Genomic DNA, 24,506 nt, shown 5'->3' with positions numbered 1-24,506 from the left:
TAGCTTCAAAAGCCGTTAAAAATCATCATCCGGCAGGTGATCGTCATCCTCCTCGTCGTCAATATCTTCTTCAACAATAATATCGTGCAGGTTATTTTCATCATCGGCAAGGTCATCAAAAATCTCATCGTCATCGTCTTCCCAGTCGGTATCATCGTCATCGCCCGGCGAAAGTTGGGCATAAGTATCGTCCTCATCAATGGCATGGATGATTTCTTCTTTTTCTAATCCTGGTTGTATCATGGCTCAATGATAATTATTATCTCCAATATAACTTGCTGAAATATAACAAATACCGGTCCTTTTATTGATTTTTTGAAATAGTACAATGAATGTGAAATTTAGTGTAATAAATGTGAAATAATGTGTACATTTGCAGCCCCGTAATAGCGGGTAAATTATTTAAAATCAAAGTATAACAATGCAACAGTACGAAATTGTGATCGTTCTAACCCCGTTGTTGTCAGTAGAAGTAGCTGCAGAGGCAATTGCCAAATACAGCAAAGTTTTAACTGATAACGGAGCCGAAATTGTCCAGGAGGATAATTGGGGTTTGAGAAAATTAGCGTACCCTATTCAAAAGAAGACTACAGGGTACTATCACTTAACTGAATTTAAGGCTCCGGGTGATTTAATTAACAAACTGGAAGTGGAACTGCGTCGTGATGAGCGCGTATTACGCTTTTTGACCATTGCCTTAGATAAGCATGCAGTTGCTTATAACGACAAGAAACGCAGTGGTGCTTTCAACAAAAAACCTAAAACAGAGGAGGCAGCACACTAATGGCAAACGAACAAATTAAATACGTAACTGCTCCTAAAGTAGAGGACACACGTAAAAAATACTGCCGTTTCAAAAAGAACGGAATTAAGTATATCGATTACAAAGACGCTAACTTTTTATTAAAGTTCATTAACGATCAGGGTAAAGTATTACCACGTCGCTTAACCGGAACTTCATTAAAGTTTCAGCGTAAAGTGGCACAGGCTGTTAAGCGTGCACGCCACATCGGTTTATTACCTTATGTTACAGACTCATTAAAATAATCAGGAGGTAAAAGAAATGGAAGTTATTTTAAAACAAGACGTAAAACACCTGGGTGATAAAGATGATGTAGTGAAGGTAAAGCCAGGTTATGGCCGTAACTACCTTATCCCTAAGGGTTATGCTATACAGGCTACTGTAAGTGCCCGTAAAGTTTTAGCTGAAAACCTTAAACAGGCTCAGTTTAAACAAGACAAGATTCGTAAGGATGCTGATGCTATTGCTGCCCGTTTAGAAGGCGTTAAGCTTACTATCGGCGCTAAAGCTGGCGAAACCGGTAAAATATTTGGTGCCATCAATACCATCCAGGTTGCTGATGCGCTGAAGAAGGAAGGCTTTGAAGTCGACCGCCGCCGTATTACTTTTGAAACAGAACCAAAATTTGTTGGCGAGTACATTGCTAACGTTAACCTGCACAAGGAGGTTAAAGTTCAGGTTCCTTTTGAAGTAGTAGCAGAGTAATTTCGGATTTCGGAATTTCGATTTCGGATTTGAGAAAATATAAAGGTGTTAAGTGAAAGCTTGACACCTTTTTTTGTTTGCAAAAATCTAACAGTCACGTCATTGCGAGGAGCGAAGCAAACTCTGCACATGCTAATCAAACGAAACACAAGCTTTGTGGTGACCTTAATGCCACATTTATGTAGCCACGATAAAGGTTCCTGACTGTCCTATGTAGAGGTTGCTTCGTTCCTCGCAATGACGATGTTTTTTGATCATTCTCAAATCGGTGAAATCACCATAAAAACATCCGAAATCTGAAATCAAAATTCTATTTTTAAGCGATGAAAACTACGCGCAGCAATAAGACTGCTTCAAATAATAAATCGGCGAGCGGACGGTCAAAAGGTATCTTCAGGAGCGGGTGGTTAAAGCTGATCCTCCGCATTGTAAAGATCATTTTTATAGCATTTATAGGCGGGAGTTTGTTCTTCGTGATCCTGTTCCGGTTTGTTAATCCACCGGTTACCTGGCTGATGATTCAGCGCGGTTTTGAGCGCAAGGCTGCCGGGAAGGAATGGAAGATTGACAAACAATGGAAAAATTTTGATGAGATCTCGCCCTCAATGATGCGTGCCGCTGTTGCCGCCGAGGATCAAACATTTTTGGAAAACCATGGCTTTGATTTTCAGGCGATAGAAAAAGCAATAAAGAAAAATGCTAACAGCAAAAAGTTGATCGGCGGTAGTACCATATCGCAGCAAACGGCAAAAAATGTATTCCTGTGGCCGGGTAGATCCATAATCCGAAAAGGTTTCGAAGCCTGGTTTACCATGCTGATGGAGCTTTTCTGGAGCAAAAAACGCATTATGGAAGTGTACCTGAACGTTATTGAAATGGGAGATGGAATCTATGGGGTGGAAGCAGCCTCACAGGCTTATTTCCATATCCCGGCATCACAATTAACTAATCACGAAGCAGCCGCTATAGCAGTTATATTTCCGAGTCCGCTTAAATGGTCGGCAACTAACCCTACAAGGTATTTAAGGCACAGGCAATATTTGATCATGAAGAATATGCGGAGGCTGGGGCCGTTGGAGTTTTAGTTTAGTTCATAGTTGATGGTTCATAGATCATAGCGAAGACTTTCGATCGAGAAACTTAATCAACCACTCACCATCTCTGATTTTTCGCTCGCTGATCCATTCGTTTTTGGGGAGTGGAATCAGATTTTTCTTCGGTAAACTATTCAAGGCATTCCCTTTTTTTTGCCGGAGTAAAATTTACGGAATTTTCAAGCGCCTGCCTATTATCACTGTGTAGTTGGTTAAAGTCGGCAGGCGTGGCGGGTTTGGCTATTGCATTAATAACACGTCCCCGCAAAGAAACTTGCGGGGACGTGTTATTAATATTATTCGCTCCGGCAGTAACGCGATAGCATTATGGGTTTACAGAAAAAGTGCCGTTTGCACAAATGTACACGTTTGAAAACAGTACATATGGCCCGGTAGCACTTCCTGATGTTGCGCATGTTGAATAAGAAAAGTGCAGCGTTCCACCCGGACCACGCATACCTACGTTATAATGGCCTTCTACTATGTTTACATTTTGTGCTGACGAGAAGTTATAAGAAGCATTAGTTCCACCAGAATCTAATGCAACAAACTGTATTTGATAGGTACAACAACCAGTATTGTTTTGTAAAGCTACAGATACGGTTGGGTTAGTAGCAGTGGCTGCTTTAACAGGTGCTTTCACATCGGTTGTTGCATCATTGGTGGCTTTAACATTTGCTGTAAGCGTTTGCGCTTTAACGGCAATGCAGCACATTAACATAATACTGCATAGTAAAATGAGTTTTTTCATATTTTTTATTGTTTAAGGGTTAATTAAGGCTAATATAATTATTTGCTATTAAAATAAAAAAAACTTTTTAATAAATTTTAATAAGTTTTAGACTAACAAACTGCCCGCTCACTTCTGATATTTCCAGTTTCTTGATTTTCCCTCGCTGATCCATTCCAGCGCTTGTTCCATGCGCTTTTGCCGGGTGGCGTCGCTTTTGGCTTCAATAAACCATTCCAGGTATTCCCTCTTTTTCGACGGGCTGAAGTTGAAGAAGTTTTCGAGTGCTTTCGGGCTGCCGCTCAACAAGTCGCTAAAATCTGCAGGCATGGCAATTTCAGCTTTTGGGACTGCAGGTTTTTTAGGCTCTTTAATGCCTGATTCGTTTATGGCAATCATCTGCCGTACAAAACCGGCCAGCACTTCGGAGGGCGGAAGGTCTTCCATTTTTTCAATACGGCCAAAACTACCGGCAGCAGCTTCTTCATCACTCCCCCTTAAAAAACCATTAGGATCATTTAACCTTGATGCTTTCCAAAAACCGAAACCAAGATGTTGTTTAAAGGAGGCCATCATACAAACCGGGCCTTTATAATCAAAGAAAGGCATTCCCCATTTAACGGTTTCAGTTATTAACGGCGAGGCTTCATGTACAACTTCGCGTATATGCTCAAGAATGGGTTTGGCAAATGGGGCGGCTTTGGCGATGTACGCATCTACCCGGCTATCATATTGTTTCATAGAATAAAAATAACTACAAATTGCTAATTTGCCACCAGATCATAAAAATTTTTGCTTGATAAACCGGATTTTCTGTAACTTATGATTGCTTATAATTGTCTTGTGTAAAATACTTAAACTCTTTTCCTTATGAAAAAAAATAGCATTAAATTCTTTTATAGCGTATCAATTTTAATATTCATTAGTCTGCAGGTAGTTTATGGCCAGGTTAAAAGTGAAGCGCCGGTAAAAATGATTGAAAATGAGATTGTCTTATGGGATTATCACTCGAAAACTATTAATGAGGACTATACCATCTACGTTCACTTCCCGCCAGGATATGATACCAGCAAAACTAAATACCCGGTGTTATACATGACGGATGGCGACTGGAACATGACCGTTGCCATGAATTGTTTTAATATGCTCAGGCAGGATTATGAGACCACCGAACCCCTCATTGTTGGCATTGGTTATGGCACCCGCACAAACATGCGCTCAAGGGATTTAAACCCGGCAACAGGCGGCCCCAATTTTTTAGCGTTTATTGAAAAGGAAGTGATCCCGTTTGTACAAAGCAAATACCGGGTAACAGATAATAAGGCGTTATACGGTTATTCCTATGGTGGTATGTTTACTACTTCGGTATTATTTGGGCATCCAGATCTATTTGATATGATCTTTATCGGCGCACCAGGCAACAGTGGGAGAGAGCTTATCCCTGCCGCACAAAAATATTTTACCGATCATAAAGACCTTAACAGCAGAGTTTTTTTAGGCGTGGGCTCGTATGAGCATCTGACTGCGAATAACATTGAGCTGTTTAAAGCATACATGTTAAAGCAAAATTGTAAACACCTCGACATAGCAACAGCTATTACGCCCAATGCGGCACACGGGGCCGCGCTGGCCCAGGTAATGCAAAATGCTATTGCTTTTGCCTATTGTAAAAAGCACCGGCCAATTACCGTACCGGTTAATGAATTGGAAAAATATACAGGCAATTACACCCTTGCCGGTAAGCCTGAATTGAAGTTTAAATTTTATATAGCTGATAATAACCTTTACTTTAAAGAAGGAGATGAGTTGCCAACACAGCTAGTACCTTACACAAAAGATGGCTTTTTTATGTACGAGAATGAGAAAACAGATATCTCTTTTAAAGAAGAGAATGGTAAAATGTACATACTCGCAGGCTCACCAGGTGAAAAGCCGGACAGGTTGGATAGGGTTAATTAGTGATCAGAGGTTAGAGACCGGAGATTAGTTGATTTCAGATTTAGTTTTTAAAACGTAAATCCTTTACCTGCCAATTATAAAAATCTAACCCAGCAAATTTTTTAGATCGGGATGATATTGGGAGGTTAAAAATTCGGTAATATCGAATTCTGCCAGCTCATATTTATAGAAAGGATCTTCTTTAATTATTTCTTCAACAATTGCTTTGCTTTCAGCCAGGGCTAATATGATCCCGCCGGTGCGCGGCACCTTCCTGCCAGATGCTACAAAAATATTTTTATCGTAATATTTATGCAGGTATTTAACATGCGCCGCCATGTGCTGGTCAAGTTCTTCGAGGGGAACGATATAGGTGAGATTGATGATGAACATATTATGTTTATTTATTGATAGTTAAAATATTTGTATACACTTCGCTCTTGCTGCGGCTTTTCTTCAGGGCCGGTAGCCCTTCAAAAATTGTATTGTACAAAGTTAAATGACTCTCCTGCATTTTCAAATTGGGATACGCTATCGGCTATTCACACCGTTCATCACACAAAATCAACCACTCGTCTGCATTCTCTTAGTTTCAGCACTGTTTCACGGCATTTTTGATATGTCAACCAGGAACGGAATATGAAAAAATATATTTACCTAATTGTCCTAATCATCAGCAGCTTTTCACCTTTCGCACAAACCCGGGTTTCCGGCGTAATTAAAACTTCAAATGGAAAAACGATACCGGGCGTAAACATCACCCTTGTTAATACTTACGACGGTGCATCCACAGATACTGCCGGGCGCTTTGCTTTCACTACAGCCGAAACAGGTACGCATATGCTTCATTACGTAACTATCGGCTTTAAGCCTGACAGTATAGCCATAATCCTCGACGGAAAACCTTTAAACCTCAGCTTAATCATTAAAGAAGCTGTAAGCGAGTTAAATGCTGTAACAATTACCGCAGGCACTATCGAAACCGGAGATGCCAAAAAAGGCGCGGTGCTGTCGTCCATTGATATTGCCACTACTGCGGGTGCCGTTGCCGATATTGTTGCCGCCCTGCAAACCTTACCCGGTACCAGCCAGGCCTTTAGTGAAAACGGCCTGTTTGTACGTGGCGGCTCGGCCGCTGAAACGCGCACTTATTTTGACGGTATGCTGGTGAAAAGTCCGTTTAGCAGCCAGTTGCCCGATATCTCGTCACGGAGCAGGTTTTCGCCTTTCCTCTTCAAGGGCACAACATTTTCATCAGGCGGCTACTCTGCACAATACGGGCAGGCCTTGTCATCAGCCCTGTTATTGGAAACTAAAGACCTGGCCGAAAAAACATCCACGGAGTTTTCAGTACTTACCGTAGGCTTCGGCGCTGCGCATACCGAAAGGTTTGAAAATAGTTCGCTTACCGTGGGTGGCGTTTATTACAACCTGTCGCCTAGCTACTCAGTTTTTAAACAAAACATAAACTGGGACAAGGCACCCATTGAAAAAACCGGCAATATTCAATACAAATGGAAACCCACGAAAAGCAGTATGCTGAAAGTATTTTCGCAATACAGTAATAATGATGTTTCGCTTTTTGCCGATAATCCCGATTCAGCAGGCTTTATCCACGTTATTGATCATAACAAAAACAACTACACTAATTTAACGTACCAGGATTATTTAAACGCCGACTGGCGGATCCAGGCCGGCGCTTCATACAGTAATACCCACGAAAGCGGCAGGCTCGATTCAAATAACTTTCGGAAAAATGATCACTTGTTGCAGGGGCGTTTTACACTAACACGTTACCTGGGCCAGCGCTCATTACTACGGGCTGGTGCCGAAGCCTACCAAAACGGTGCCCTGGAAGGCTGGAACGACCAAAGCCGCTCATTCAATGATAATTTGCAGGCAGCCTTTACCGAAGGCGAGATTTTTTTAAGCGATAATATCGTGATGCGTTTAGGCGGCAGGGCCGAGCATTCATCGTATCTGGGAGATTGGAACCTTGCCCCGCGCACATCGCTGGCCGTTAAAACCGGCACCCACAGCCAGGTATCAATGGCATACGGCATTTTTTATCAAAACCCAGATGATACCTACCTGCTGCAAAGTCACCAATTGGGTTACGAAAAAGCTACACATTACCTGCTGAATTACCAGTATTTAACCAGTGGACTTACCTTCCGCGTTGAGGCTTTTTATAAACAATATGCTGATCTTACCAAATACGATTATGATGGATTCCCGAAAACTTATGCGGTAAATAACTATAGCAACCTGTTTAACGGCGGCGATGGCTATGCAAAAGGGATAGATGTTTTTTGGCGCGACAAACAAAGCATCCCGGGCGGGGACTACTATATCTCTTATTCATACCTGGATACCAAGCGCGATTTTCGCAATTATCCTATTCAGGCGACACCGCCGTTTGCGGCTAAACACACGCTCAACGTGGTTTACAAGCAATATATCCCGGCAATTAAATCGGAGCTAAGTACCGCTTATGCATTTTCGAGCGGCCGCACCTACTATAACCCGAACAATCCTGATTTTTTGTCGGACAAAACGAAAGCCTACAATAACCTGAGCATGAACCTCAGCTACCTCACCAGGCTTTTTAAACAGTTCGCCGTGGTGTATGTGTCGGTAAATAACATCCCTGGCTTTAATAATGTCTATGGCTATAACTACCCGTCCAATGGCAGCATCCGCGAGCCCATCTATCCTGCTGCCAAACGCAATTACCTGTTTGGGCTACTAGTAACTATAGGCGATAATACATTTAATCATTAAAAATTATTCATCATAAAATCAAACAACATGAAAACGTTAAAATTATGCATCGTTCTTTTAATCATCACATTTTCGGTAAAGGCACAAAACAGTGACAAGTACACCGCCGCCATGCAAAAAGGTATGGCCCTAATTGATAGCGCCAGCACATCAGAACAATTTGCAGCCGTCGCAAACTTTTTTGAACGGATTGCCGCTTCCGAAACAAAACAATGGCTGCCGCAATATTATGCCGGATTTTGTAACCTGCATGCTGCTATACTGGGTAAGCAGGACAGTGATACCAAAGACGCCTTGTATGATAAAGCCATGAGCTATGCCGAAAAAGCGGATGCCTTAAAACCCGCAAACAGCGAAGTGTTGGTTTTGGAAGGCTACATCACTTTTATGAAGATGTCGGTATTTTCGCAGCAGCGCGCTATGACCATGATACCAAAAGCAAATGCACTGCTTGAAAAAGCCCTGGCTATTGACCCCGAAAATCCGCGTGCCTACCTGGTAAAAGGGCAGAATACATTTTATACCCCCGAAGCATTTGGCGGCGGTAAGGCAAAAGCTAAAGATATTTTAACAACCGCTGCCGATAAATATAAAAACCAAAAGGCATCGGGGTTTGAGCCAGCATGGGGTGCACGCCGTTGCCAGGCATTATTGCAGCAATGTAATTAAGGCCGATAGCTGAACTAAAATTTGTAATTTATGCCATGTTTATTTAGCGAAGACGATGGATAAGGAAATAGGTTTTAAAGAGGGGAATTTAATGTGGGCCAACCTGAAATACGGGGGTATCGGGCTAAGCGTGGGGGCTATTTTAACTGTTATTCATGGTGTATATGATGTCCGCGGCTTTTTATGGCAGAATGCCTTTATCAATATTCTGTATAGCTGCACGATAACACTTAGCATTACCAACAGCGTATTTATTTACGAACACTTTTTAAGGCCGAAAACAACAAGTTTTTGGAAGTTTGTTGCCGGCTTTTATTGCTGCTGCCTTGTGGGTATGTTTATTGGGACCGAACTTTCACACCTGGTTATTTGGTGGGCATTTAACAAGCGTTTTTGTTTTAAAGATAGCTTGACCGACTATACATTTAATGCCTTTGTAGTAATTGTAGTCAGTTCGATACTGCTGTTGTACCAGGCACAAAAAATGAATATGCAATCGCTACTAAAAGCAAAAGAGCTTGACCTTGCAAAAGTAAACCAGCTTAAAACCCAGGCGGAGCTGCAAACACTGCAATCAAAAATAAACCCGCACTTTTTGTATAATGCACTTAATTCTATTGCCAGCCTGATACACGAGGATCCGGATAAAGCCGAAGATATGACGCTGAAACTTTCAAAACTTTTCAGGTACAGCATCAACTCCATGCAGGAAAGTTTTGCTACGGTCAAGGAGGAAATCGAAATATTAAATACCTACCTGGATATTGAAAAAATACGTTTTGGCAAGCGGATTCAGTTTAGCTTGAAGGTTGCGCCTGGTATAGAGGAAATGTTGCTCCCCCGGTTCCTGGTGCAGCCATTGGTTGAAAATGCCCTTAAACATGGCTTAAAAGACGCTATAGCAGATGGGCGCCTTGACGTAGATATAACAGGCGATGAGAAGAATCTTATAGTAAGCGTCGCCGATAATGGCATACCCTTCCCGGATGAGCTGAATATCGGCTACGGGCTGCAAAGCACTTATGATAAGCTGGAGTTGCTTTATGGCGAAGGATACGAGATAAAAATCAACAACCTGCCCGAAAAAAGTATAAAGATTATAATACCCTATAAAAATGAGCGCTAACTGGAAAACGATAATTATTGATGACGAGGAGCTGGCGCGCCAACGTTTAAAGCGCCTGTTAAAGGTCTACGACGAATTTGATATAATTGACGAAGCCGAAAACGGCGCCGAAGGGTTGCAGCTAATTACCCGGCTAAAGCCCGACCTGGTTTTCCTGGATATAGAAATGCCCGTTTTAAACGGGTTTGAAATGTTGGCAAGACTGGCGCAGCCGCCAAGGGTAGTATTCACCACCGCCTATGACCAGTATGCCATAAAAGCTTTTGAAGAAGGATCGATAGATTACCTGTTGAAGCCGGTGGAAAAGGAGCGCCTTGAAAAAACTATAAAAAAATTACACCAGTTTAGTGCTGCACCGGCCCCGTTGCCATTGCAGGAATTAATGCGGCAGCTGCAAATAAAAACCGTCAGCAAAACTCTTACCGTTAAAATAGGTGATAAAATATTGCTGATTAAACTTGCCGATATTGTTTATATTGAAGCGGAAGATAAATACGTTTTTCTGCATACTGCCGACGGTAAAAAGCATCTTACCGAATACACATTATCGGCATTGGAAGAGAAACTTCCGGAACAGTTTATTCGTATTCACAGAGGGGCCATTATAAACACAGATCATATAAAAGAAATAAGAAAGGGTTTTAATGGCGCTTTTGTGTTTGTGATGAGTAATACAGCCGGATCAAGGATTAGTTCGGGGCGTTCATACGGCGAAGACCTTAAAACCAGGTTAGGGCTATAGCCGACACGCCAAATTCAGCTATGAACTTTTTATGCTACCAGGTTCCCAAACAATTGTATATGCCAGCTATCCTTAAACGGCACTTCCCATTTGCTGTTGAGCTCACTTAAGTTTTGCACCATATTGTTAAATACGATGGTATTGGTATTGATGTCGCGTTGTTTTAGTTTTTCTTCAAATTCATGGCGGGGAGCAGATAATACTTCATTGCCCTCACGGTAGGCCAGGTTAAAGCGGTCGAACAGGTTGATCTTAAAATGCGATTCTATCTGCTGCATAAAATGAACCGACTTATCGATGGAACAGCCGCTGGCGCCTGCCTGACTCTCATCCACTATCAAAATTAAAAAACGGTTGTATCTTACTTCGGCAGTAGCTTTTAGCTGGTTGTTGTGGGCCGTCCAGCCGGTGGTGAAGTTATCCAGCAATACTTTTATCTCGCCTACTTCGTTATCAGTTAGTTTCCTATTGGCCTGGTAAACCCAAACTCTTGAATTTTCTGAAAATTGCATGCACAAAGCTATGCAATTTATTAACTTCGGATTTAATTTTGTTGTCATGTTTAAATCAGATATGTACGGAACAAAGAAAAATATCCTGTTAGTGGCAATGTTACTGGCCGGCCTGATAAGCTATTGCTTTAAGCCCGGCGCAAGTACGGAAGACTGGCAGTTATGGACCTACAAGTGCCTGATGCAGTCGTACGACGCGTCAACCGATTCTAAATTAAAGAAGTTTGAGTTTACGGTGACTGCTGATGCGTTCATTCGTCTGCGCAAGATCTACCCCAAAGAGAAAGAGGAGTTTTATTCCTTTAACCTGCATAATTTAAAGGATATGGATTACAGTGGCAGCACTGCTAAGGGAATACTGGAACTAAAGACCATGGCCGACGATATTATCTGCCAAACTAAAAACGACCGCAAAGGCGATGTAGACAGTATGACCACCGTGCTCAATATCCCCGTAAAAAATATGGAACCTGAACGCCTGGATAGCCTGAGGCAAGCTTTTGACTATTTTAAGGCGAAAGGGTTATAAGCTTTTTGCCTTAAAGTGAGTCTGACTAGTCTGATTGCGGAAAGGGGGTTAACAGGGTTAACATAATTTCGATAAATATTGATTTAAATAATTAATAGCCAGATATTTATAAAAACAGGGGGTTAACACTCATATCTGTCCTTCTACAAGCCATTCGCCCTAACCGTTATCTCCGCAATATCTAATACCTGGATCTCCTGTTCTTTATTCTCGTGCTTAACCCCATCGCGCAGCATGGTCATACAAAAGGGGCAGGCCGCTGCAACTACCGTGGCTTTGCTTTCTAAAATATCAGCCATCCGCTCGATGTTGATGTCCTTATTTCCTTTTTCGGGCTCCTTAAACATTTGTCCGCCGCCGGCACCACAGCACAGGCCATTGCTTTTGCACCGTTTCATTTCAACCAGGTCGGCATCTAAAATTTCCAATGCCTTACGCGGAGCTTCGTAAACACCATTGCCCCGGCCTAAATAACAGGGGTCATGGTAGGTTATTTTTTTACCTTTAAAGCTTTCGCCGCCTTCTGCCTTCAGCTTACCCTCGTCAATCAGTTGCTGGATAAGCTGCGAATGGTGGATCACTTCATAATTGCCCCCCAGGCCCGGGTATTCGTTTTTAATGGTATTGAAACAATGCGGACAACCGGTTACTATCTTTTTTATCTGATAAGCATCCAGCACCTGGATATTAGCCATGGCCTGCATCTGGAACAGAAACTCATTCCCTGCGCGCTTAGCCGGATCTCCGGTACAACCTTCTTCAGTACCCAACACCGCAAAGCTAATGCCGACATGGTTCAGGATCTTGCAGATATCTCTCGTTATCCTTTGCGCCCGTTCATCAAAACTGCCTGCGCACCCAACCCAAAACAAAATCTCGGGTTGCTTGCCTTCAGCAGCCATTTCGGCCATGGTAGGAATATTTTGGTTCATTGTTTAAGCTTTTGTTTGTAACCTAATCAATTGGTTCACTGATCTCTGTTATAAACTCGTTTATACTCTTATAATTTAAAAACGTAATGGCCGAATTAATGGTGTTTAATTGGTTAAGAATGTCGAGGGCTAAATCTAATGCGCCGCTTTCCTTTCCGAACATATTCGCATCCCAGTTAACGCCAGCTAAGGTATCCTCTTCGGCCATGCCAACGCACCAGCTTTCAAGGAACTGCGGCAGCGGAATTTCTGTAGGTAGGTATCCCTTCCATTCGTTGCAGGCACAGGCTTTGGCGTAAGCCCTGTCAGACCAAAACGGAATTATGCCTATCTCCTCATCTTCATTGGAATTGGAGTTTGCCCAGCCTTGTTTGTTCTTTAATCCCCAAACAATTTTGGAGGCAGATACCCTTTCAATAAAAAATTGGTACTTGTATTCTATAGTTGTTGTGTCCTGTAGCATTTTTTTATCTTGTTATTGTCCACCTTCATTATCAGCCCAATTAAACCTGTCGGCCTGGCTGTATTTCCACGGAGCACCGTTGTTTTCCATATTACCAAACATATTATTAAGACTTGCCGGTGCTTGTGATTCTTCCATCACCACGTAGCGGCGCATTTCGGTAATAATTTCAAGCGGGTTGATGTTAACCGGGCATGCCTCTACGCAGGCATTGCAGGTAGTACAGGCCCAAAGCTCTTCGCGGGTGATATAGTTGTCAAGCAAAGTTTTGTCATCCGCGTAGTCTTTGCCATGTTTGTCGATGTTTTTTCCGACCTCGGTAATCCGGTCGCGGGTATCCATCATTATTTTTCGGGGCGATAACAGCTTGCCGGTTATGTTTGCAGGGCAAACCGAGGTACACCTGCCGCATTCGGTACAGGTATAAGCTTCCATCAGGTTTTTCCAGGTAAGGTCGGTCACATCTTTTGCACCAAATCGCTGCGGCTCACCTGCGGACTCTGGAACAAACGAAGGGTCAAGCATCGCCTTTACCTCGCCGGTAACCGATGCCATATTGGAAAACTCACCTTTGGGGTGTAGGTTTGAATAGTAAGTATTTGGAAATGCCAGCAGGATATGAAAATGCTTGGAGTAGGGGAGGTAGTTCAAAAATGCCAATATGCCAATGATGTGGAACCACCAGCAACCGCGTTCTATCAGTTCGAGCGAGTTTGCACTGGAAGGCAATAGTGGGCTTATCAAAGAACTTACCGGGAAGCTGCCCGCCTTTATATAATGACCGAAGTTTAACAACTGCAGTTTATAGTCGGCAGCGTTCATGGTTAAAAAGGCGGTCATTAACAGGATTTCGATGATAAGGATATAGTTAGCGTCGGATTTTGGCCATTCGGTCATCTCGGTGCCGCTAAAGCGCTTTAACCGCGCTATATTTCTCCGGCTTAGGAAAACTATACAAGCAGTAAGCACCAAAACCGCTAATACTTCGAAGCCGCCAATCAGTAAGCCGTATAAACTGCCCAGTGGTTTCGAAAAGATGCGGTGTGAACCGAAAATTCCGTCTATCATTATCTCCAGCACCTCTAAATTGATGATGATAAAGCCTACATAAATAAAAAAGTGCATTACTGCGGCCAGCGGACGTTTTACCATCTTGGTTTGCCCCAGGGCGATCTTTGCCATTGTTTTCCAGCGAAGAGCAGGGTTATCAGAACGGTCAGCAGCGCGACCCAATAGGATGTTGCGCCGTATTTTAGCCACGTTTTTACTGAACAGGTAAACAGCGGCAGCCAGGATGATGATAAACAGGATTTGTGCAATCATTATGCGTGCATAGTAATTTTTTCAAAGTTATATGATTTGTTGTAAAGTCAAAATGGAATTGGTTGATTGGGTTAAATAAGTTGATTTAGTTGAAAGTTAGATTTGGTTGAATAAGTTGATTTAGTTGAATGAGTTGGATTGAGTTGGATTGGGTGGAATAAGTTAATTAGGTGGATAGTTCGCGCAGTTTTCTTTTAACTCAATCAACCCAATCCAACTTTATCAACCAATAAACCAATCTGTTACAACTTTTTTCAAAAAAAAACACCTCAAAATAAAAAAAACGCTACATTTGCAGTCCTTAAACGGTCGGTATCATAGCTCAGTCGGTAGAGCAAAGGACTGAAAATCCTTGTGTCGCTGGTTCGATCCCAGCTGATACCACAAAAACGAGTATCAACTCATATCAAAACCCTGTAAACAGTCTGATTTACAGGGTTTTTTGTTTTTCAACAATTCAAAAAACACCAAAGTTTTCCAATGTTTATGATACCTAAAAGGATACCTGTTTTTGTTTTTTAATTTCGAGGTGTCAGAAGGTGGTATAAATAACTGTTATACAGTTAATTATACCATATCGAAGATAAACTATTTTGAGCCGTTTTTGAGCCATTTGATACCAGTTTTTAGGGAACTTTTGACACCAAAAATCAATGCTAAACAAAACAGAGAGAATTTTATGAAAACAACAAACACATTTGGCGTGCATTTTTTAATCCGTCAGGACAAATTAAAGGATGGAAAGGCACCGGTTTATGCCCGTATCACCGTAAACACCGAGCGTATATTGATCGGTTTAAAGGAGTGGGTGGAGCCAAGGTCATGGGATGTACGAAAGGGAACGGGTAAGGGAACAAAAGAAGAAACCCGCTCATTAAACAATTATTTATCAGAGCTTAGAACAGAACTCGGCGAATGTTATCGTGAGCTTCAGCTCAGAAAAAAAATTATTACCGCCGAAGATATTAAAATTACTTTTCTCCGAACCGAAGAAACAGAGCATACCCTCTCCGCCCTTTTCGAGTACCATAACGAAAAGGAAAAACACAAATTGAATGATAATACCCTCAGTCATTATGAAACCTCGCAGCATTATTTAATCGCTTTTGTAAGCAAACACTATAAAAAGAAGGACCTTTCATTAAAAGATGTGAATTACAAGTTTATTGCCGATTTTGAGAATTTCCTACGGGACTATAAACCTGAAGGCAACAAAAAGGCGATCGGAAATACCGGGGCGATGACCCATCTGATCCGCCTTAAAAAAATGTTAAACCTGGCGCTCGCCCTTGAATGGCTGCATAAGAACCCGTTTATCAATTATAAAATCAAAATACAACACAAAGAACGCGAGTTTTTATCCAAGGCAGAGTTAGCACGAATGGAGAAAAAGGTTTTTACCATATCCCGCCTCGACTTTGTCAGGGATGTTTTCGTGTTTAGCTGCTACACAGGCCTTGTTTATGTAGATGCATTCAATCTTACTCCTGCTCAACTAGTAACAGGAGTCGACGAAAGGCAATGGATTAAAACATTAAGGCAAAAGACAAAAACACAAGTCACCGCCCCCCTGCTATCGCAAGCCGCCGCTATCCTTTCAAAATATAAAGATGACAAACGTGCGATTAGCACAGGCAGACTCTTTCCTGTTATGAGTAACCAGAAAATGAATTCCTACCTGAAACTCAAATCCGTAAAATTGGTATCCAGCAATTCAGCCCTTTTATCCATTTCCGGGTGATCCAGCTTTCGCAGATTATATTTCAAAGCTCCCATAAAGCTTTTACCTATTTTCTGAATGGCTATTAGCTCAGCGCAGCAAAGCCACAAAACCGGCGAGTGGCTTCAACCCGTTTTTTGGATCGACCAGGTAATAATAGGTACCGACCGGCAGCTTACGCCCCTTGTAAAAACCATCCCATGGGCGGGCGTAGCCGGCAGAGTGAAAGACCATCTGGCCGTACCGGTCAAAAATATCAACTATTGCGCCGGGATAGTTGAGTAGTTCGGGAATCTCCCAGAGATCGTTGATCCCGTCTCCGTTGGGTGTAAACGTATTAAAGATCCGGATGGGTTTTAACACATTCACTTTTATTTTTTTTTCCGTTTCACACGCACCATTAGATACGGTGATTGTATAACTGGTGGTTTCTACCGGGTTGGCTAACGGACTCGACTCCCTGCTGTTGCTTAACCAGGTCGCGGGTGACCAGCTAAAGCTGAGATTCGTCCCGGAAGCATTTGCGTCCAGCTTTATTGATCCGCCCTGAATAATGGTATACTCGTCTTTCGCACCAATCAGCGGTGCCTCTAAAACAACAAGTTGCCTGCTGACGGTATCCGCGCAGCCGGCAGGAGAAACATAGGTAAAAATAATTTTATGGCTTCCAACGCCGGCAGCTGCGGGGTCGAATTTTCCGTCCCAGGACACCCCGTTGCCGCTGTAAAATCCCTGCCCACCCTTTATGCCGCTAAGCTCGCTCCCCTGGTAGAGTTGAAAAGGTTTTGAAGAAAGACAAACCGGGTCAAAATTCACCAGTGCAGTCTTTGGCAAGGGGAGTACAGTTATTTCCTGTTCCGCCGTATCCGCACAGGCGGTGCCGGAAAAGGCCACAACTTTTACCCGGTATTTAATGCTGTCGCTTCCTTGCAGAAGTGAAGGGTAAAGATGCATATATATCGTATCACTACGCGGTGAATCAATCGTAATTTTATCTTCCGGATGATTCACCGCATCATAATAAATCTCCAGGCGGATCACTTTCCCAAAATCGAGCACTTTGGAATTATTTGTGAGTAGGAGCGGAGCTCCGCTGCAGATATGCTGGCTCGCCAGTTTAAAGACGGCTTTCGGAAGCACGCCGTTTACCGTAAAATTCTTAGTGACCGTGGAATCGCAGCCCTGTTCAGAAGTGACTTTTAGCGTCACCCGGTAGGTACCTGCTGCCGAATACTGGTGAGCCGGATTTTCTTCAGCGGAGAAGTTCAGATTCGATGTGGTAGCATGAGTGTCTCCAAAATCCCAATTATAGGACACTCCACCGACCGAAACGTTCTTGAATTGTGCGACGGCATCCGTCAAACAGATTCCGGGCATCGTGAAATCAGCGGCAGGTTTTGCGTAGATTGTCAGGCTGGAAAAACCCGTATCGCTGCTGCAGCCTTCCTGGCTGACTGTCGATACCCTGATCTGGTAAGCGCCGGGACGTTGATACTGGTGAACCGCGGTAGCGTTGCCGGTTAGCTTGACGGAGTCGCCATCGCCGAAAAACCAGGTTCGTTTAAAAGGTATAAAACCCTCATATTTTGCCGTGTCGATAAACAGCAGGCTTGTTCCTGTACAGCCGCCGGGTGTACTACTTATCTTCGGCTTTTTTTTGCTGATAAATAGCGTGTCGGTAAAACCTGAGGCGCAGCCGTTAGCTGCTGTCGCTGTAAGTGTGATCGTGTAGCGCCCTGCTTTTGAAAATAAATGGGATGGATCTTTCAGGGATGAACTGTTCGCTGCGCCACTGGCCGGGTCGCCGAAGTCCCAGCTCCAACTGCTGATCGCCCTACCCGGCGACACCGTTTTATTCCGGAACTCCAAATTACCAGCGCAATCGGCCGGCAGTTTTTCAAAAGCTACTCCAGGCAGCGGAATGACCTTAAACTTATAATCGATCTCCTGTGCGGTATTGGAACAGCCTGCAATAGCATCTGATGGATCCGCCAGGATCTTTATCTGGTGGATGCCCGGAATAGTATAAGCCGGGGTTTGCGGGTAATGGTATTCAAAGGTTTCGATCCCATCGGTCAGCACCCGGACAGCGACGGGGTTGTTGACAATGGCCGGCGTTTCGTTCCCGTCCATCTGCCAGGATATCCTTGGACTTTGATATGGCAGTGTTAGTTTAAATTCATAGGCATCATTCAGGCAGGCGGAGTCTATCAGCTCGTTCGTGGCCGTGCGCAAACCGGAGATGGCCTGCGATGCGTTCAGGTTGGTGCCCGCGGAATAGGCATAGGACTCGACATTCCCGAAACCATAGGCTGTGGCGTTGAACCCATCCGAGGCCTGCAGGTGATACGTGTTCGTCGAGTCTTTGTTTAAATTCAGCTGCATCGCCGAGAAACCCGGCAGGGTGCCGACCGGCAGGAATGGTGCAGCAGGAATGTTTCCGTTGATGCGAAAACTGCCCGCTGCGGAAGTCCTGATCAAGACATTCAGGTATTGCTCCTTGATGTTTTCCCTTCGGGAGGAGAATACGGTAATGTCGCTGATGCTATAGTTGACAGGGTTCAAAATCACCATATCCGGATCACTATATCCTTTAGCAGCTCCCAGGTTACTGCAACTCTGGGTCAGTGCATATTGGGCAACCGAAATGGGGTTATTTGCTGAAATTCCTGCAGCCTGTTCCAAAGGTTTTGGTGTAGTATAAAATTCACCGGCATTTAGAGAAGCGACAGGGACACCACCTAAATTGACCAACGTCCCGTTTTTTGCGGCCAGCACCCGGATATACTGGCCAGCGGTCCGCACGGAGTCCGTAAAAAACGGACTGGTTTTACTAAACGGAATATAGCCGTAATTTTTACCCCAGCTGGGTACCGGGCTGAGCTGCTGAAAAAGCGGATCCAACGAAGAAGGCGTGCAATCCTGGCGACTGATATAGACGCCTGAGCTTCCTGAAAATACCGCAAAGTGCTTGCAAGCAGAACTGAGGGTGTCTACACTGACGGAAACCCCGGTCAGGTCGTCCGGGGACAGGTATTCGTAAACATCGTTGACGTTGTTTAAAAGAATTCCGCCGGTCACCAGTTCCTTATTTCCTTTTTTCAAATGGATGCGGGTCTGGGGTTCCGTAGCAACGACGGTGATGAAGTTCTTGCCTTCCGTATCGTGTTGGGCATAGTTCATACTGTAATATTGCTGACCAAGGGTTTCCTGGGGCAGGATTAGTGAAGCAGCAGATCTGTTCCCTGCATAAATATGCGCGTATAAAGCGACCCGGGGTTTGCCCTGGTCGACCGTTATATGGATCGCACGATTAGCCAACACGCGTCCGCTCTCCTCCTCGCTGATATACGCCGCGGATCGTGGCACTAGTACCTCGGTAACGCCATTTGCATTCACCTGGAAACTTTGGCTGAAACTACCGGCGGTAATCATTCCTGAAGAATTCGCTCCGCCTGTGATAAACAAGCTCATATTGGCGTAAAGCGGGTTACCGTTGCGGTCGTTGTCCTCCGCATGTGTCGGAAAAGCAACCCAAAATTCCGTTCCGCTGTTAGACCGGGTTTGCCCAAATGCCCGCAGCGGAAATAAATTAACGATCAGCAAGAGCAGGATCGCAGCCTGACTTGCGGGAAATTTGTTTAAAATCAGCTGCGCGAATTTCATGTTTTTATGGAACGGTGATAGGCTTGGCCAGTCTTTTACGCTACGGGATGGACTGTTCCGCAATATAAATAATTTTGAAACCGAAATAAACAAAACGAAATAATATTACTTCCGCTGTGTCTCGATTTATTTTTAAGTTTATTTTATAAATTTTTTGTAATTATTATAAAGTTACATTACTTTCACAGAAGTAACCGAATCACAAGAAAAGTCCTTTTTACAAAAGCCCGTTTTCTTTTCCTTGAAAGTTTTGCACCGATCTTACCCCGCCGGTAGGCAGAAGTTCAATTCGTTTGCTAAGTCATTCCAGCGCAGGCAACGCTGCTTTGATTTGACCTAAACCGCCATGTTCGCAAATGAACCAAATAAACTGTTAGCATGAAGAAACTTTTACCCGCTCTTCTGCTTTTCTTGACACTCTTTTTTGTACAGCAGGCACTGCTGGCGCAAACCACGCATACTGTGGGTAAGGATACCGTGCAGTCAGGTGTTGACTCCGTTGCTGCTGCCCAGGTTCAAAAACTTAAAAAAGCGGCAAATTCCGGCGTTGCCAAATTGCAGGGCCTTCAAGCACCTGATTCGCTCCTGAAAGGAGCAGTCAAAGGTATAGCAGTACCCGGAAAGCTGAGTGAAGCCAGCCCGGTCGCTAAATATAGAAAACTCAAGAGTAGTGCTCAATCTGCCTTGTCTAACAAACTCAATATCCCTGCCAATAGCCCGGTTAAGATCAACCTAACCGTTTCGGACGGTGAGGCTTACCGGCCAATATCTTTGGCGTCCCCTTTGATCGTGACGCCCAAAGTGGTCAATATATTTTCCGTGCACGGCAATATTACGGCCTGGGGCGTTCCCCTGAATCTCGATTTCTCCAGCGGCTGCTCTTCTCAGCTGTTGCCGGGCGGCCGTCTCAACAATCTTTTCAAATTCAATTTTGACCCGGGTCAGTTCAGTTCACTGGTGACCAGCGACCTGGATAGTTACACCCGTTTAAAAAACAGCGCTTTTGCAGGCCTGAATTTTACCGGTTATGCCAAAAGCATGATAGTAGGACAACTGGCCAGTCAGCGACTGGCGGCTCAGCAGTCACTGACCGCTGCTGCATTCTCAGAGAATCCGGTCATTTCCAGGTACCTTAACGACCCGAAAGCGTTAAGCCAGCTCTTGTCAATGAGTGATGAGGAGATCCGTCTAAAGCTGAAATCCGAAATAAATACGAAAGTAAAGCAGGAGGAAGTGGCACAAGTATATAAGGTAGATAAATTGCGCCAGGCGCCTTATACTGCCGCTGTACAAAGGATCCGTGGACGACAGGCGGCAGCGTCGGCGCTGGGAAAAAACCAAAGCTTATCTGCTTACCTGGCCATCCCGGGCCAAATGATCCGGTTTCGTTATTTGAATCCGGATCGGATTAACGAAAAGCTGGACAGTGCCGCCAATCAGTCAATTAATACTTTCGGTATCAGCAACCCTTCAATACAGGGTTTGACCGGTTTTCCCGATATCGATTTTGCCGCAATAGTTAACCGCAACCCGAAGAGCAGGGACACCGCCGCCCGGCAGGTATTAAGCCGGCTGTCAATGCAAGTGATGCTGTCCGCAAGACAAGGGCAGCAGCCGGACCTTGCAAAAGCGATCAAAGAGCAACAGGATGAGCTTTCGAAAGAACTTGATGCCTTGAATATGGCAAACGGGATAACCGGTAAATCGGAGAGCGGTACAAAACGTCCTTTATATATGAATGCGCAAACGCAGGCGCGAAATAACGAGCAGATCAATACGGTTGCCACCACGATCAGCGGGATCAAGACGCAGCTGCACAGCAAGGGCTATGACCCGGATAAACTGCTGCTTGTCCAAAAATACCTGGAAAGCGGTGAAGGCCAGGACGGCGTATCCGATGCGACCCGCTCCCTGCTGGTCAAGCGGCCCGCTAATGGTTTTCAATCGGCATTTTCCATGCTTGATGCATTGAAGATCGGCTCATTTGGCAATAAGGCACCAGGCAGTGTCCAGAACCAGGATATTTTTATGAGCGGCGCTCACCTGACCCTGAAAAGCGGTGCCGTTCCTGTAACAGTAGGATATGGTACGGTAAGCGATATTAACGCCGCCAAAGACGCGAATTTCCAAGCTTCCGTGTACACCCAGCCGAAGAGCCTGACTTACATCAGCGCTGATCTCCAGCGCGGATTAGGCGGGGACGTCAAGGTGTCGGTAATGAGTTCACTTAACCGTGAGATCTCCAATAGCTTATATACCATCCCGACAATTTCTGCCAACAATATAGCCCTGACCCTGTCCAAATCAATAAACCTGGGCAACTTCGGCTCCACAGTACTGGACGTATCCAAGTCGACGACCGTTTACAGTAATAACTTCCAGCCGGGAAGCGAAGCCATTCTTGACCAGAAAGGGGGGCTGAAGGCTACGCCGGCGACAGATCTTTTCCAGGCGATATCGCTTGGTTTTTCGCATCACCTGGATCTTCAGCAGCTGAATGCATCTGACAACCTTTATTTTAACTATGCAGGAATGGGTTATCAAAACCCGGCCAGCAACGGAACCGGCGGTGCCCAACTGAAATTCGGCGGAAACGTAAAAAAATATTTTTACCACAACAAGTTGGCGGTAAATTTAAGAAGTGATTTAAGCAACCAGCCCATCAGTTATACGTCCAGTGATCGCTGGAAAACTTATCTTTTTCAGCTGGATACCCGTTATGTATTCGGAAAATACCTGAATATCGATCTGAAATATACCGCGAATGGTACTGATAAAAAAGTAGATGGCCTGTCCCAGCCAGTCTATTCTTTTCAAAAATTTCAGTTCGACGGTAATTCGACCTATAAAATCGGCCGTTATTACAGCATCAGTCATTTGAGCATAGGTGAACAGTCCTTTACTAACACGTACGCTGCTGCCGGGGCTGCCAACCTTTTATTGCTTAATTATACCCAGAGTGTGGTGATTAAGCAGAACAGTATCACAGCCACCGTTTTTTATAATAAGGAATTATCGGCCTATAAGCTGATCGGCGATCTGCTGAATTCTGATGTCGCTTACCAGTACATGCTCATGAAAAAGTTAAGTATGTCCTCTGGTGTCACTTACCTGAGCAACACCGGTAATGCGCGGCAGGCAGGGGTTCATCAGGGCGTATCCTATTCTATCAATACCCATTTTAACCTCGACAGCTATATCGATCTTCGAAAAAATTTGATTACCCCGTTATACCCGGATCTTTACGCTTCCTGCAGGGCCGAGTTGAGCCTTAAATACCATTTTAGTAACTGATATGAAGATTTATATAACCCTATTGTTTGTCTTTTTGAGCATTCGTGGAATGAGCCAGGTAAGCTTCCAGTTTATTCCTGAAATTTATGGCCGGAATATAAATGGCTTGTTCAGTTGCAGGCTGATGAACATCTCTGGAAAAAGGACCGCCAGCCTGGTGATCAGTGTTACCGAAAGAAAAGGAGGTGCGATCTGCGTGATCCGGACCCCGGAGTTTTCCATCCTGCCCGGTTCCAATCCGATCCCGGTAGCGGCAGTAAGCGGTGCGGCCGTTCAATTCTCCAAAAACCGGCTTGGACAAATCACCTCCGCAAGCCGGTCTTTTCCTGAAGGTGATTACGATTATTGTTTTACGCTGACTTACACCCATACCGATAATCCGCCGGACGAACAGTGTTTCCCTTATTTACTTGCCCCCTTTGCAGAACTGTCACTGATTGACCCGGTTAACAAAGACAAGATTTGCGATAAGCGTCCGCTTCTGACCTGGCAGCCACTGTTGCCGGGCGTCCCCGGCGCGAATTACCAGCTGGTGCTTGCCGAAATTAAAAGCGGGCAAAATCCAACGGAAGCGCTGAACTACAATTTGCCGCTGATTAACCAGTCGTCTATTATCGCCCCGGTGTTACCTTACCCGTCTATCGCTAAAGAACTGGAAAGTAAGAAACGTTATGCCTGGCAGGTAACAGCGTACAAAGAACACACCATACTGACTCGTTCAGAAATATGGGAATTTACCGTCGATTGTCAGGATAGTATTAAAAAAATCAAGCCTGACTCCGGTTACCGGGATATCGAAGATCTCCTGAGGGGTAATTATTACGTAGCCAACGGAGATATCCGGATCAGCATCATCAATCCTTACCAGAAACAAAAGCTGAAATATTCCATTTCCAGCCTTGAAAATAACGGAAAGCGTATCGGGGGATTACCCAAACTGGAGTTATTAAATGGTACCAATAAGCTCATTATTGATCTTTCTGGTAACGGGGCATTTCAGCCCGGTGTTTACTATATACTGAAACTATGGCTGCCAAACGGTGCCGTTAAAAATTTAAGATTTGTCTATGAACAGCCTAAAGATTAACCTGATGATTTTGCTGGCGGTATCGATCGCCGCGTGCCGGCCGGAAACCAGGCAGGTACAGGAGGTCAGGGACAGCAGGCTGATCGTGCAATTGGTGCGGATCAACGCAGGCGCCACAGCTTATAAATGCAAGATTGTTCCCGTTCAAGAAGGAATCACCAACAGTGGCCGCGTCAGCAACCAGATGCTTTACCATGCCGACAGTTGTTTTTACCTACTCGATAATGGTAAGCCGAAATATGCTGTTGCTGTACAGCCGGTGGCTAACGGGATCAAAGGCAGCTATGAATATTTATTACAATGGGACGCAGCCGGGCCTGTCAGCCTGGTCTTTGACGACAAATACCTTTATTCCAGAAAATACACCTTTAAAATTAAAGATTAATTCAA

At 44.3% G+C, this 24,506-nt stretch carries 23 protein-coding genes and 1 tRNA gene; 15 read left to right on the top strand and 9 right to left on the bottom strand.

Annotated elements, in window-relative coordinates; translation table 11 throughout:
- Window positions 1-15 precede the first annotated feature (15 nt).
- Window positions 16-243: a hypothetical protein gene (locus tag KXD93_RS11000; RefSeq protein ID WP_258137143.1), complete on the bottom strand. Its 228-nt coding sequence runs from the start codon at window positions 241-243 to the stop codon at window positions 16-18.
- Window positions 244-421: 178 nt separating this feature from the next.
- Between KXD93_RS11000 and rpsF the strand changes: the two genes are divergently transcribed.
- From rpsF to mtgA, 4 genes are all read left to right on the top strand, one after another.
- On the top strand, window positions 422-784 hold the full coding sequence (gene rpsF, locus KXD93_RS10995; RefSeq protein ID WP_258137142.1) for a 30S ribosomal protein S6: 363 nt from the start codon (window positions 422-424) through the stop codon (window positions 782-784).
- Window positions 784-1,047 (top strand): 30S ribosomal protein S18, encoded by a 264-nt coding sequence (gene rpsR / locus KXD93_RS10990; RefSeq protein ID WP_252788076.1) that lies wholly within the window; start codon window positions 784-786, stop codon window positions 1,045-1,047. The genes rpsF and rpsR overlap by 1 nt, the downstream gene beginning before the upstream one ends.
- A 16-nt stretch (window positions 1,048-1,063) precedes the next feature.
- Entirely contained in the window at window positions 1,064-1,507 is a 444-nt protein-coding gene (rplI, locus tag KXD93_RS10985) for a 50S ribosomal protein L9 (RefSeq protein WP_073402088.1), read from the top strand.
- 323 nt (window positions 1,508-1,830) lie between these two features.
- On the top strand, window positions 1,831-2,592 hold the full coding sequence (gene mtgA, locus KXD93_RS10980) for a monofunctional biosynthetic peptidoglycan transglycosylase (RefSeq protein WP_258137141.1): 762 nt from the start codon (window positions 1,831-1,833) through the stop codon (window positions 2,590-2,592).
- Window positions 2,593-2,926: 334 nt separating this feature from the next.
- On the opposite strand, the gene KXD93_RS10975 is transcribed toward mtgA, so the two are convergent.
- Together KXD93_RS10975 and KXD93_RS10970 are read right to left on the bottom strand one after the other, a co-directional pair.
- The gene (locus KXD93_RS10975; RefSeq protein ID WP_258137140.1) at window positions 2,927-3,352 is read right to left on the bottom strand and encodes a hypothetical protein; all 426 of its coding nucleotides are present in this window, start codon (window positions 3,350-3,352) and stop codon (window positions 2,927-2,929) included.
- A gap of 108 nt (window positions 3,353-3,460) precedes the next feature.
- Window positions 3,461-4,072, bottom strand: coding sequence for a YdeI/OmpD-associated family protein (locus KXD93_RS10970; RefSeq protein ID WP_258137139.1), 612 nt, complete (start codon window positions 4,070-4,072; stop codon window positions 3,461-3,463).
- Between the two features lie 129 nt (window positions 4,073-4,201).
- On the opposite strand from KXD93_RS10970, the gene KXD93_RS10965 reads away from it, so the two are divergent.
- Window positions 4,202-5,290 (top strand): alpha/beta hydrolase, encoded by a 1,089-nt coding sequence (locus KXD93_RS10965; RefSeq protein ID WP_258137138.1) that lies wholly within the window; start codon window positions 4,202-4,204, stop codon window positions 5,288-5,290.
- Window positions 5,291-5,374: 84 nt separating this feature from the next.
- Here the strand turns inward: KXD93_RS10965 and KXD93_RS10960 are convergent, their stop codons facing one another.
- Window positions 5,375-5,662 carry a YciI family protein gene (locus KXD93_RS10960; protein ID WP_258137137.1) on the bottom strand — a complete coding sequence of 96 codons (288 nt, stop codon included), beginning with the start codon at window positions 5,660-5,662 and terminating at the stop codon, window positions 5,375-5,377.
- Between the two features lie 246 nt (window positions 5,663-5,908).
- Between KXD93_RS10960 and KXD93_RS10955 the strand changes: the two genes are divergently transcribed.
- The 4 genes from KXD93_RS10955 to KXD93_RS10940 are packed head-to-tail and all read left to right on the top strand — an operon-like array spanning window position 5,909 to window position 10,590.
- Window positions 5,909-8,053 (top strand): TonB-dependent receptor, encoded by a 2,145-nt coding sequence (locus KXD93_RS10955; protein WP_258137136.1) that lies wholly within the window; start codon window positions 5,909-5,911, stop codon window positions 8,051-8,053.
- Window positions 8,054-8,080: 27 nt separating this feature from the next.
- Window positions 8,081-8,722 (top strand): tetratricopeptide repeat protein, encoded by a 642-nt coding sequence (locus KXD93_RS10950; protein WP_258137135.1) that lies wholly within the window; start codon window positions 8,081-8,083, stop codon window positions 8,720-8,722.
- A gap of 55 nt (window positions 8,723-8,777) precedes the next feature.
- Window positions 8,778-9,848, top strand: a complete 1,071-nt coding sequence (locus KXD93_RS10945) for a sensor histidine kinase (protein WP_258137134.1) — start codon at window positions 8,778-8,780, stop codon at window positions 9,846-9,848.
- The gene (locus KXD93_RS10940; RefSeq protein ID WP_258137133.1) at window positions 9,838-10,590 is read left to right on the top strand and encodes a LytR/AlgR family response regulator transcription factor; all 753 of its coding nucleotides are present in this window, start codon (window positions 9,838-9,840) and stop codon (window positions 10,588-10,590) included. Before KXD93_RS10945 ends, KXD93_RS10940 begins: the two co-directional genes overlap by 11 nt.
- Window positions 10,591-10,619: 29 nt before the next feature.
- On the opposite strand, the gene KXD93_RS10935 is transcribed toward KXD93_RS10940, so the two are convergent.
- Window positions 10,620-11,102, bottom strand: coding sequence for an ABC transporter ATPase (locus KXD93_RS10935; protein WP_258137132.1), 483 nt, complete (start codon window positions 11,100-11,102; stop codon window positions 10,620-10,622).
- A 46-nt stretch (window positions 11,103-11,148) separates the two neighbouring features.
- On the opposite strand from KXD93_RS10935, the gene KXD93_RS10930 reads away from it, so the two are divergent.
- Window positions 11,149-11,631, top strand: coding sequence for a hypothetical protein (locus KXD93_RS10930; RefSeq protein WP_258137131.1), 483 nt, complete (start codon window positions 11,149-11,151; stop codon window positions 11,629-11,631).
- A 143-nt stretch (window positions 11,632-11,774) separates the two neighbouring features.
- Here the strand turns inward: KXD93_RS10930 and KXD93_RS10925 are convergent, their stop codons facing one another.
- Genes KXD93_RS10925 through KXD93_RS10915 form a run of 3 tightly spaced genes read right to left on the bottom strand, consistent with a single transcriptional unit; the run spans window position 11,775 to window position 14,349 of the window.
- Window positions 11,775-12,563: a (Fe-S)-binding protein gene (locus KXD93_RS10925; RefSeq protein ID WP_258137130.1), complete on the bottom strand. Its 789-nt coding sequence runs from the start codon at window positions 12,561-12,563 to the stop codon at window positions 11,775-11,777.
- 22 nt (window positions 12,564-12,585) lie between these two features.
- Window positions 12,586-13,026, bottom strand: a complete 441-nt coding sequence (locus tag KXD93_RS10920; protein WP_258137129.1) for a DUF2750 domain-containing protein — start codon at window positions 13,024-13,026, stop codon at window positions 12,586-12,588.
- A 12-nt stretch (window positions 13,027-13,038) separates the two neighbouring features.
- A complete protein-coding gene (locus KXD93_RS10915; RefSeq protein ID WP_258137128.1) occupies window positions 13,039-14,349 on the bottom strand; it encodes a 4Fe-4S dicluster domain-containing protein in 1,311 nt (436 codons plus the stop codon).
- A 311-nt stretch (window positions 14,350-14,660) separates the two neighbouring features.
- Between KXD93_RS10915 and KXD93_RS10910 the strand changes: the two genes are divergently transcribed.
- Both KXD93_RS10910 and KXD93_RS10905 read left to right on the top strand, forming a co-directional pair.
- Window positions 14,661-14,733 (top strand) — tRNA-Phe (locus KXD93_RS10910).
- Window positions 14,734-15,028: 295 nt separating this feature from the next.
- Window positions 15,029-16,090: a site-specific integrase gene (locus KXD93_RS10905; protein ID WP_258137127.1), complete on the top strand. Its 1,062-nt coding sequence runs from the start codon at window positions 15,029-15,031 to the stop codon at window positions 16,088-16,090.
- Window positions 16,091-16,159: 69 nt separating this feature from the next.
- On the opposite strand, the gene KXD93_RS10900 is transcribed toward KXD93_RS10905, so the two are convergent.
- Window positions 16,160-19,735 (bottom strand): PKD domain-containing protein, encoded by a 3,576-nt coding sequence (locus KXD93_RS10900; protein WP_258137126.1) that lies wholly within the window; start codon window positions 19,733-19,735, stop codon window positions 16,160-16,162.
- 378 nt (window positions 19,736-20,113) lie between these two features.
- Here KXD93_RS10900 and KXD93_RS10895 point away from each other — a divergent pair, with 378 nt between their 5' ends.
- From KXD93_RS10895 to KXD93_RS10885, 3 genes are read left to right on the top strand one after another with little or no spacing between them, the layout of a single operon-like run.
- Window positions 20,114-23,029 carry a hypothetical protein gene (locus tag KXD93_RS10895; protein WP_258137125.1) on the top strand — a complete coding sequence of 972 codons (2,916 nt, stop codon included), beginning with the start codon at window positions 20,114-20,116 and terminating at the stop codon, window positions 23,027-23,029.
- A 1-nt stretch (window position 23,030) separates the two neighbouring features.
- Window positions 23,031-24,116 (top strand): DUF928 domain-containing protein, encoded by a 1,086-nt coding sequence (locus KXD93_RS10890; protein ID WP_258137124.1) that lies wholly within the window; start codon window positions 23,031-23,033, stop codon window positions 24,114-24,116.
- The gene (locus tag KXD93_RS10885; RefSeq protein ID WP_258137123.1) at window positions 24,097-24,501 is read left to right on the top strand and encodes a hypothetical protein; all 405 of its coding nucleotides are present in this window, start codon (window positions 24,097-24,099) and stop codon (window positions 24,499-24,501) included. Before KXD93_RS10890 ends, KXD93_RS10885 begins: the two co-directional genes overlap by 20 nt.
- Window positions 24,502-24,506: the final 5 nt, after the last annotated feature.

This window comes from Mucilaginibacter phenanthrenivorans, from assembly GCF_024721155.1.
In the GTDB taxonomy this organism is placed as follows: Bacteria; Bacteroidota; Bacteroidia; order Sphingobacteriales; family Sphingobacteriaceae; genus Mucilaginibacter; species Mucilaginibacter phenanthrenivorans.
The sequence above is the reverse complement of the archived record's forward strand: the minus strand, read 5'-3'. Positions and strand labels throughout refer to the sequence as shown.

What these genes read in the sequence shown, in the direction of transcription:
- KXD93_RS11000 (WP_258137143.1), bottom strand. Translation starts at nt 243, where the DNA reads ATGATACAACCAGGATTAGAAAAAGAAGAAATCATCCATGCCATTGAT.
- rpsF (WP_258137142.1), top strand. Translation starts at nt 422, where the DNA reads ATGCAACAGTACGAAATTGTGATCGTTCTAACCCCGTTGTTGTCAGTA.
- rpsR (WP_252788076.1), top strand. Translation starts at nt 784, where the DNA reads ATGGCAAACGAACAAATTAAATACGTAACTGCTCCTAAAGTAGAGGAC.
- rplI (WP_073402088.1), top strand. Translation starts at nt 1,064, where the DNA reads ATGGAAGTTATTTTAAAACAAGACGTAAAACACCTGGGTGATAAAGAT.
- mtgA (WP_258137141.1), top strand. Translation starts at nt 1,831, where the DNA reads ATGAAAACTACGCGCAGCAATAAGACTGCTTCAAATAATAAATCGGCG.
- KXD93_RS10975 (WP_258137140.1), bottom strand. Translation starts at nt 3,352, where the DNA reads ATGAAAAAACTCATTTTACTATGCAGTATTATGTTAATGTGCTGCATT.
- KXD93_RS10970 (WP_258137139.1), bottom strand. Translation starts at nt 4,072, where the DNA reads ATGAAACAATATGATAGCCGGGTAGATGCGTACATCGCCAAAGCCGCC.
- KXD93_RS10965 (WP_258137138.1), top strand. Translation starts at nt 4,202, where the DNA reads ATGAAAAAAAATAGCATTAAATTCTTTTATAGCGTATCAATTTTAATA.
- KXD93_RS10960 (WP_258137137.1), bottom strand. Translation starts at nt 5,662, where the DNA reads ATGTTCATCATCAATCTCACCTATATCGTTCCCCTCGAAGAACTTGAC.
- KXD93_RS10955 (WP_258137136.1), top strand. Translation starts at nt 5,909, where the DNA reads ATGAAAAAATATATTTACCTAATTGTCCTAATCATCAGCAGCTTTTCA.
- KXD93_RS10950 (WP_258137135.1), top strand. Translation starts at nt 8,081, where the DNA reads ATGAAAACGTTAAAATTATGCATCGTTCTTTTAATCATCACATTTTCG.
- KXD93_RS10945 (WP_258137134.1), top strand. Translation starts at nt 8,778, where the DNA reads ATGGATAAGGAAATAGGTTTTAAAGAGGGGAATTTAATGTGGGCCAAC.
- KXD93_RS10940 (WP_258137133.1), top strand. Translation starts at nt 9,838, where the DNA reads ATGAGCGCTAACTGGAAAACGATAATTATTGATGACGAGGAGCTGGCG.
- KXD93_RS10935 (WP_258137132.1), bottom strand. Translation starts at nt 11,102, where the DNA reads ATGCAATTTTCAGAAAATTCAAGAGTTTGGGTTTACCAGGCCAATAGG.
- KXD93_RS10930 (WP_258137131.1), top strand. Translation starts at nt 11,149, where the DNA reads ATGTTTAAATCAGATATGTACGGAACAAAGAAAAATATCCTGTTAGTG.
- KXD93_RS10925 (WP_258137130.1), bottom strand. Translation starts at nt 12,563, where the DNA reads ATGAACCAAAATATTCCTACCATGGCCGAAATGGCTGCTGAAGGCAAG.
- KXD93_RS10920 (WP_258137129.1), bottom strand. Translation starts at nt 13,026, where the DNA reads ATGCTACAGGACACAACAACTATAGAATACAAGTACCAATTTTTTATT.
- KXD93_RS10915 (WP_258137128.1), bottom strand. Translation starts at nt 14,349, where the DNA reads ATGATTGCACAAATCCTGTTTATCATCATCCTGGCTGCCGCTGTTTAC.
- KXD93_RS10905 (WP_258137127.1), top strand. Translation starts at nt 15,029, where the DNA reads ATGAAAACAACAAACACATTTGGCGTGCATTTTTTAATCCGTCAGGAC.
- KXD93_RS10900 (WP_258137126.1), bottom strand. Translation starts at nt 19,735, where the DNA reads ATGAAATTCGCGCAGCTGATTTTAAACAAATTTCCCGCAAGTCAGGCT.
- KXD93_RS10895 (WP_258137125.1), top strand. Translation starts at nt 20,114, where the DNA reads ATGAAGAAACTTTTACCCGCTCTTCTGCTTTTCTTGACACTCTTTTTT.
- KXD93_RS10890 (WP_258137124.1), top strand. Translation starts at nt 23,031, where the DNA reads ATGAAGATTTATATAACCCTATTGTTTGTCTTTTTGAGCATTCGTGGA.
- KXD93_RS10885 (WP_258137123.1), top strand. Translation starts at nt 24,097, where the DNA reads ATGAACAGCCTAAAGATTAACCTGATGATTTTGCTGGCGGTATCGATC.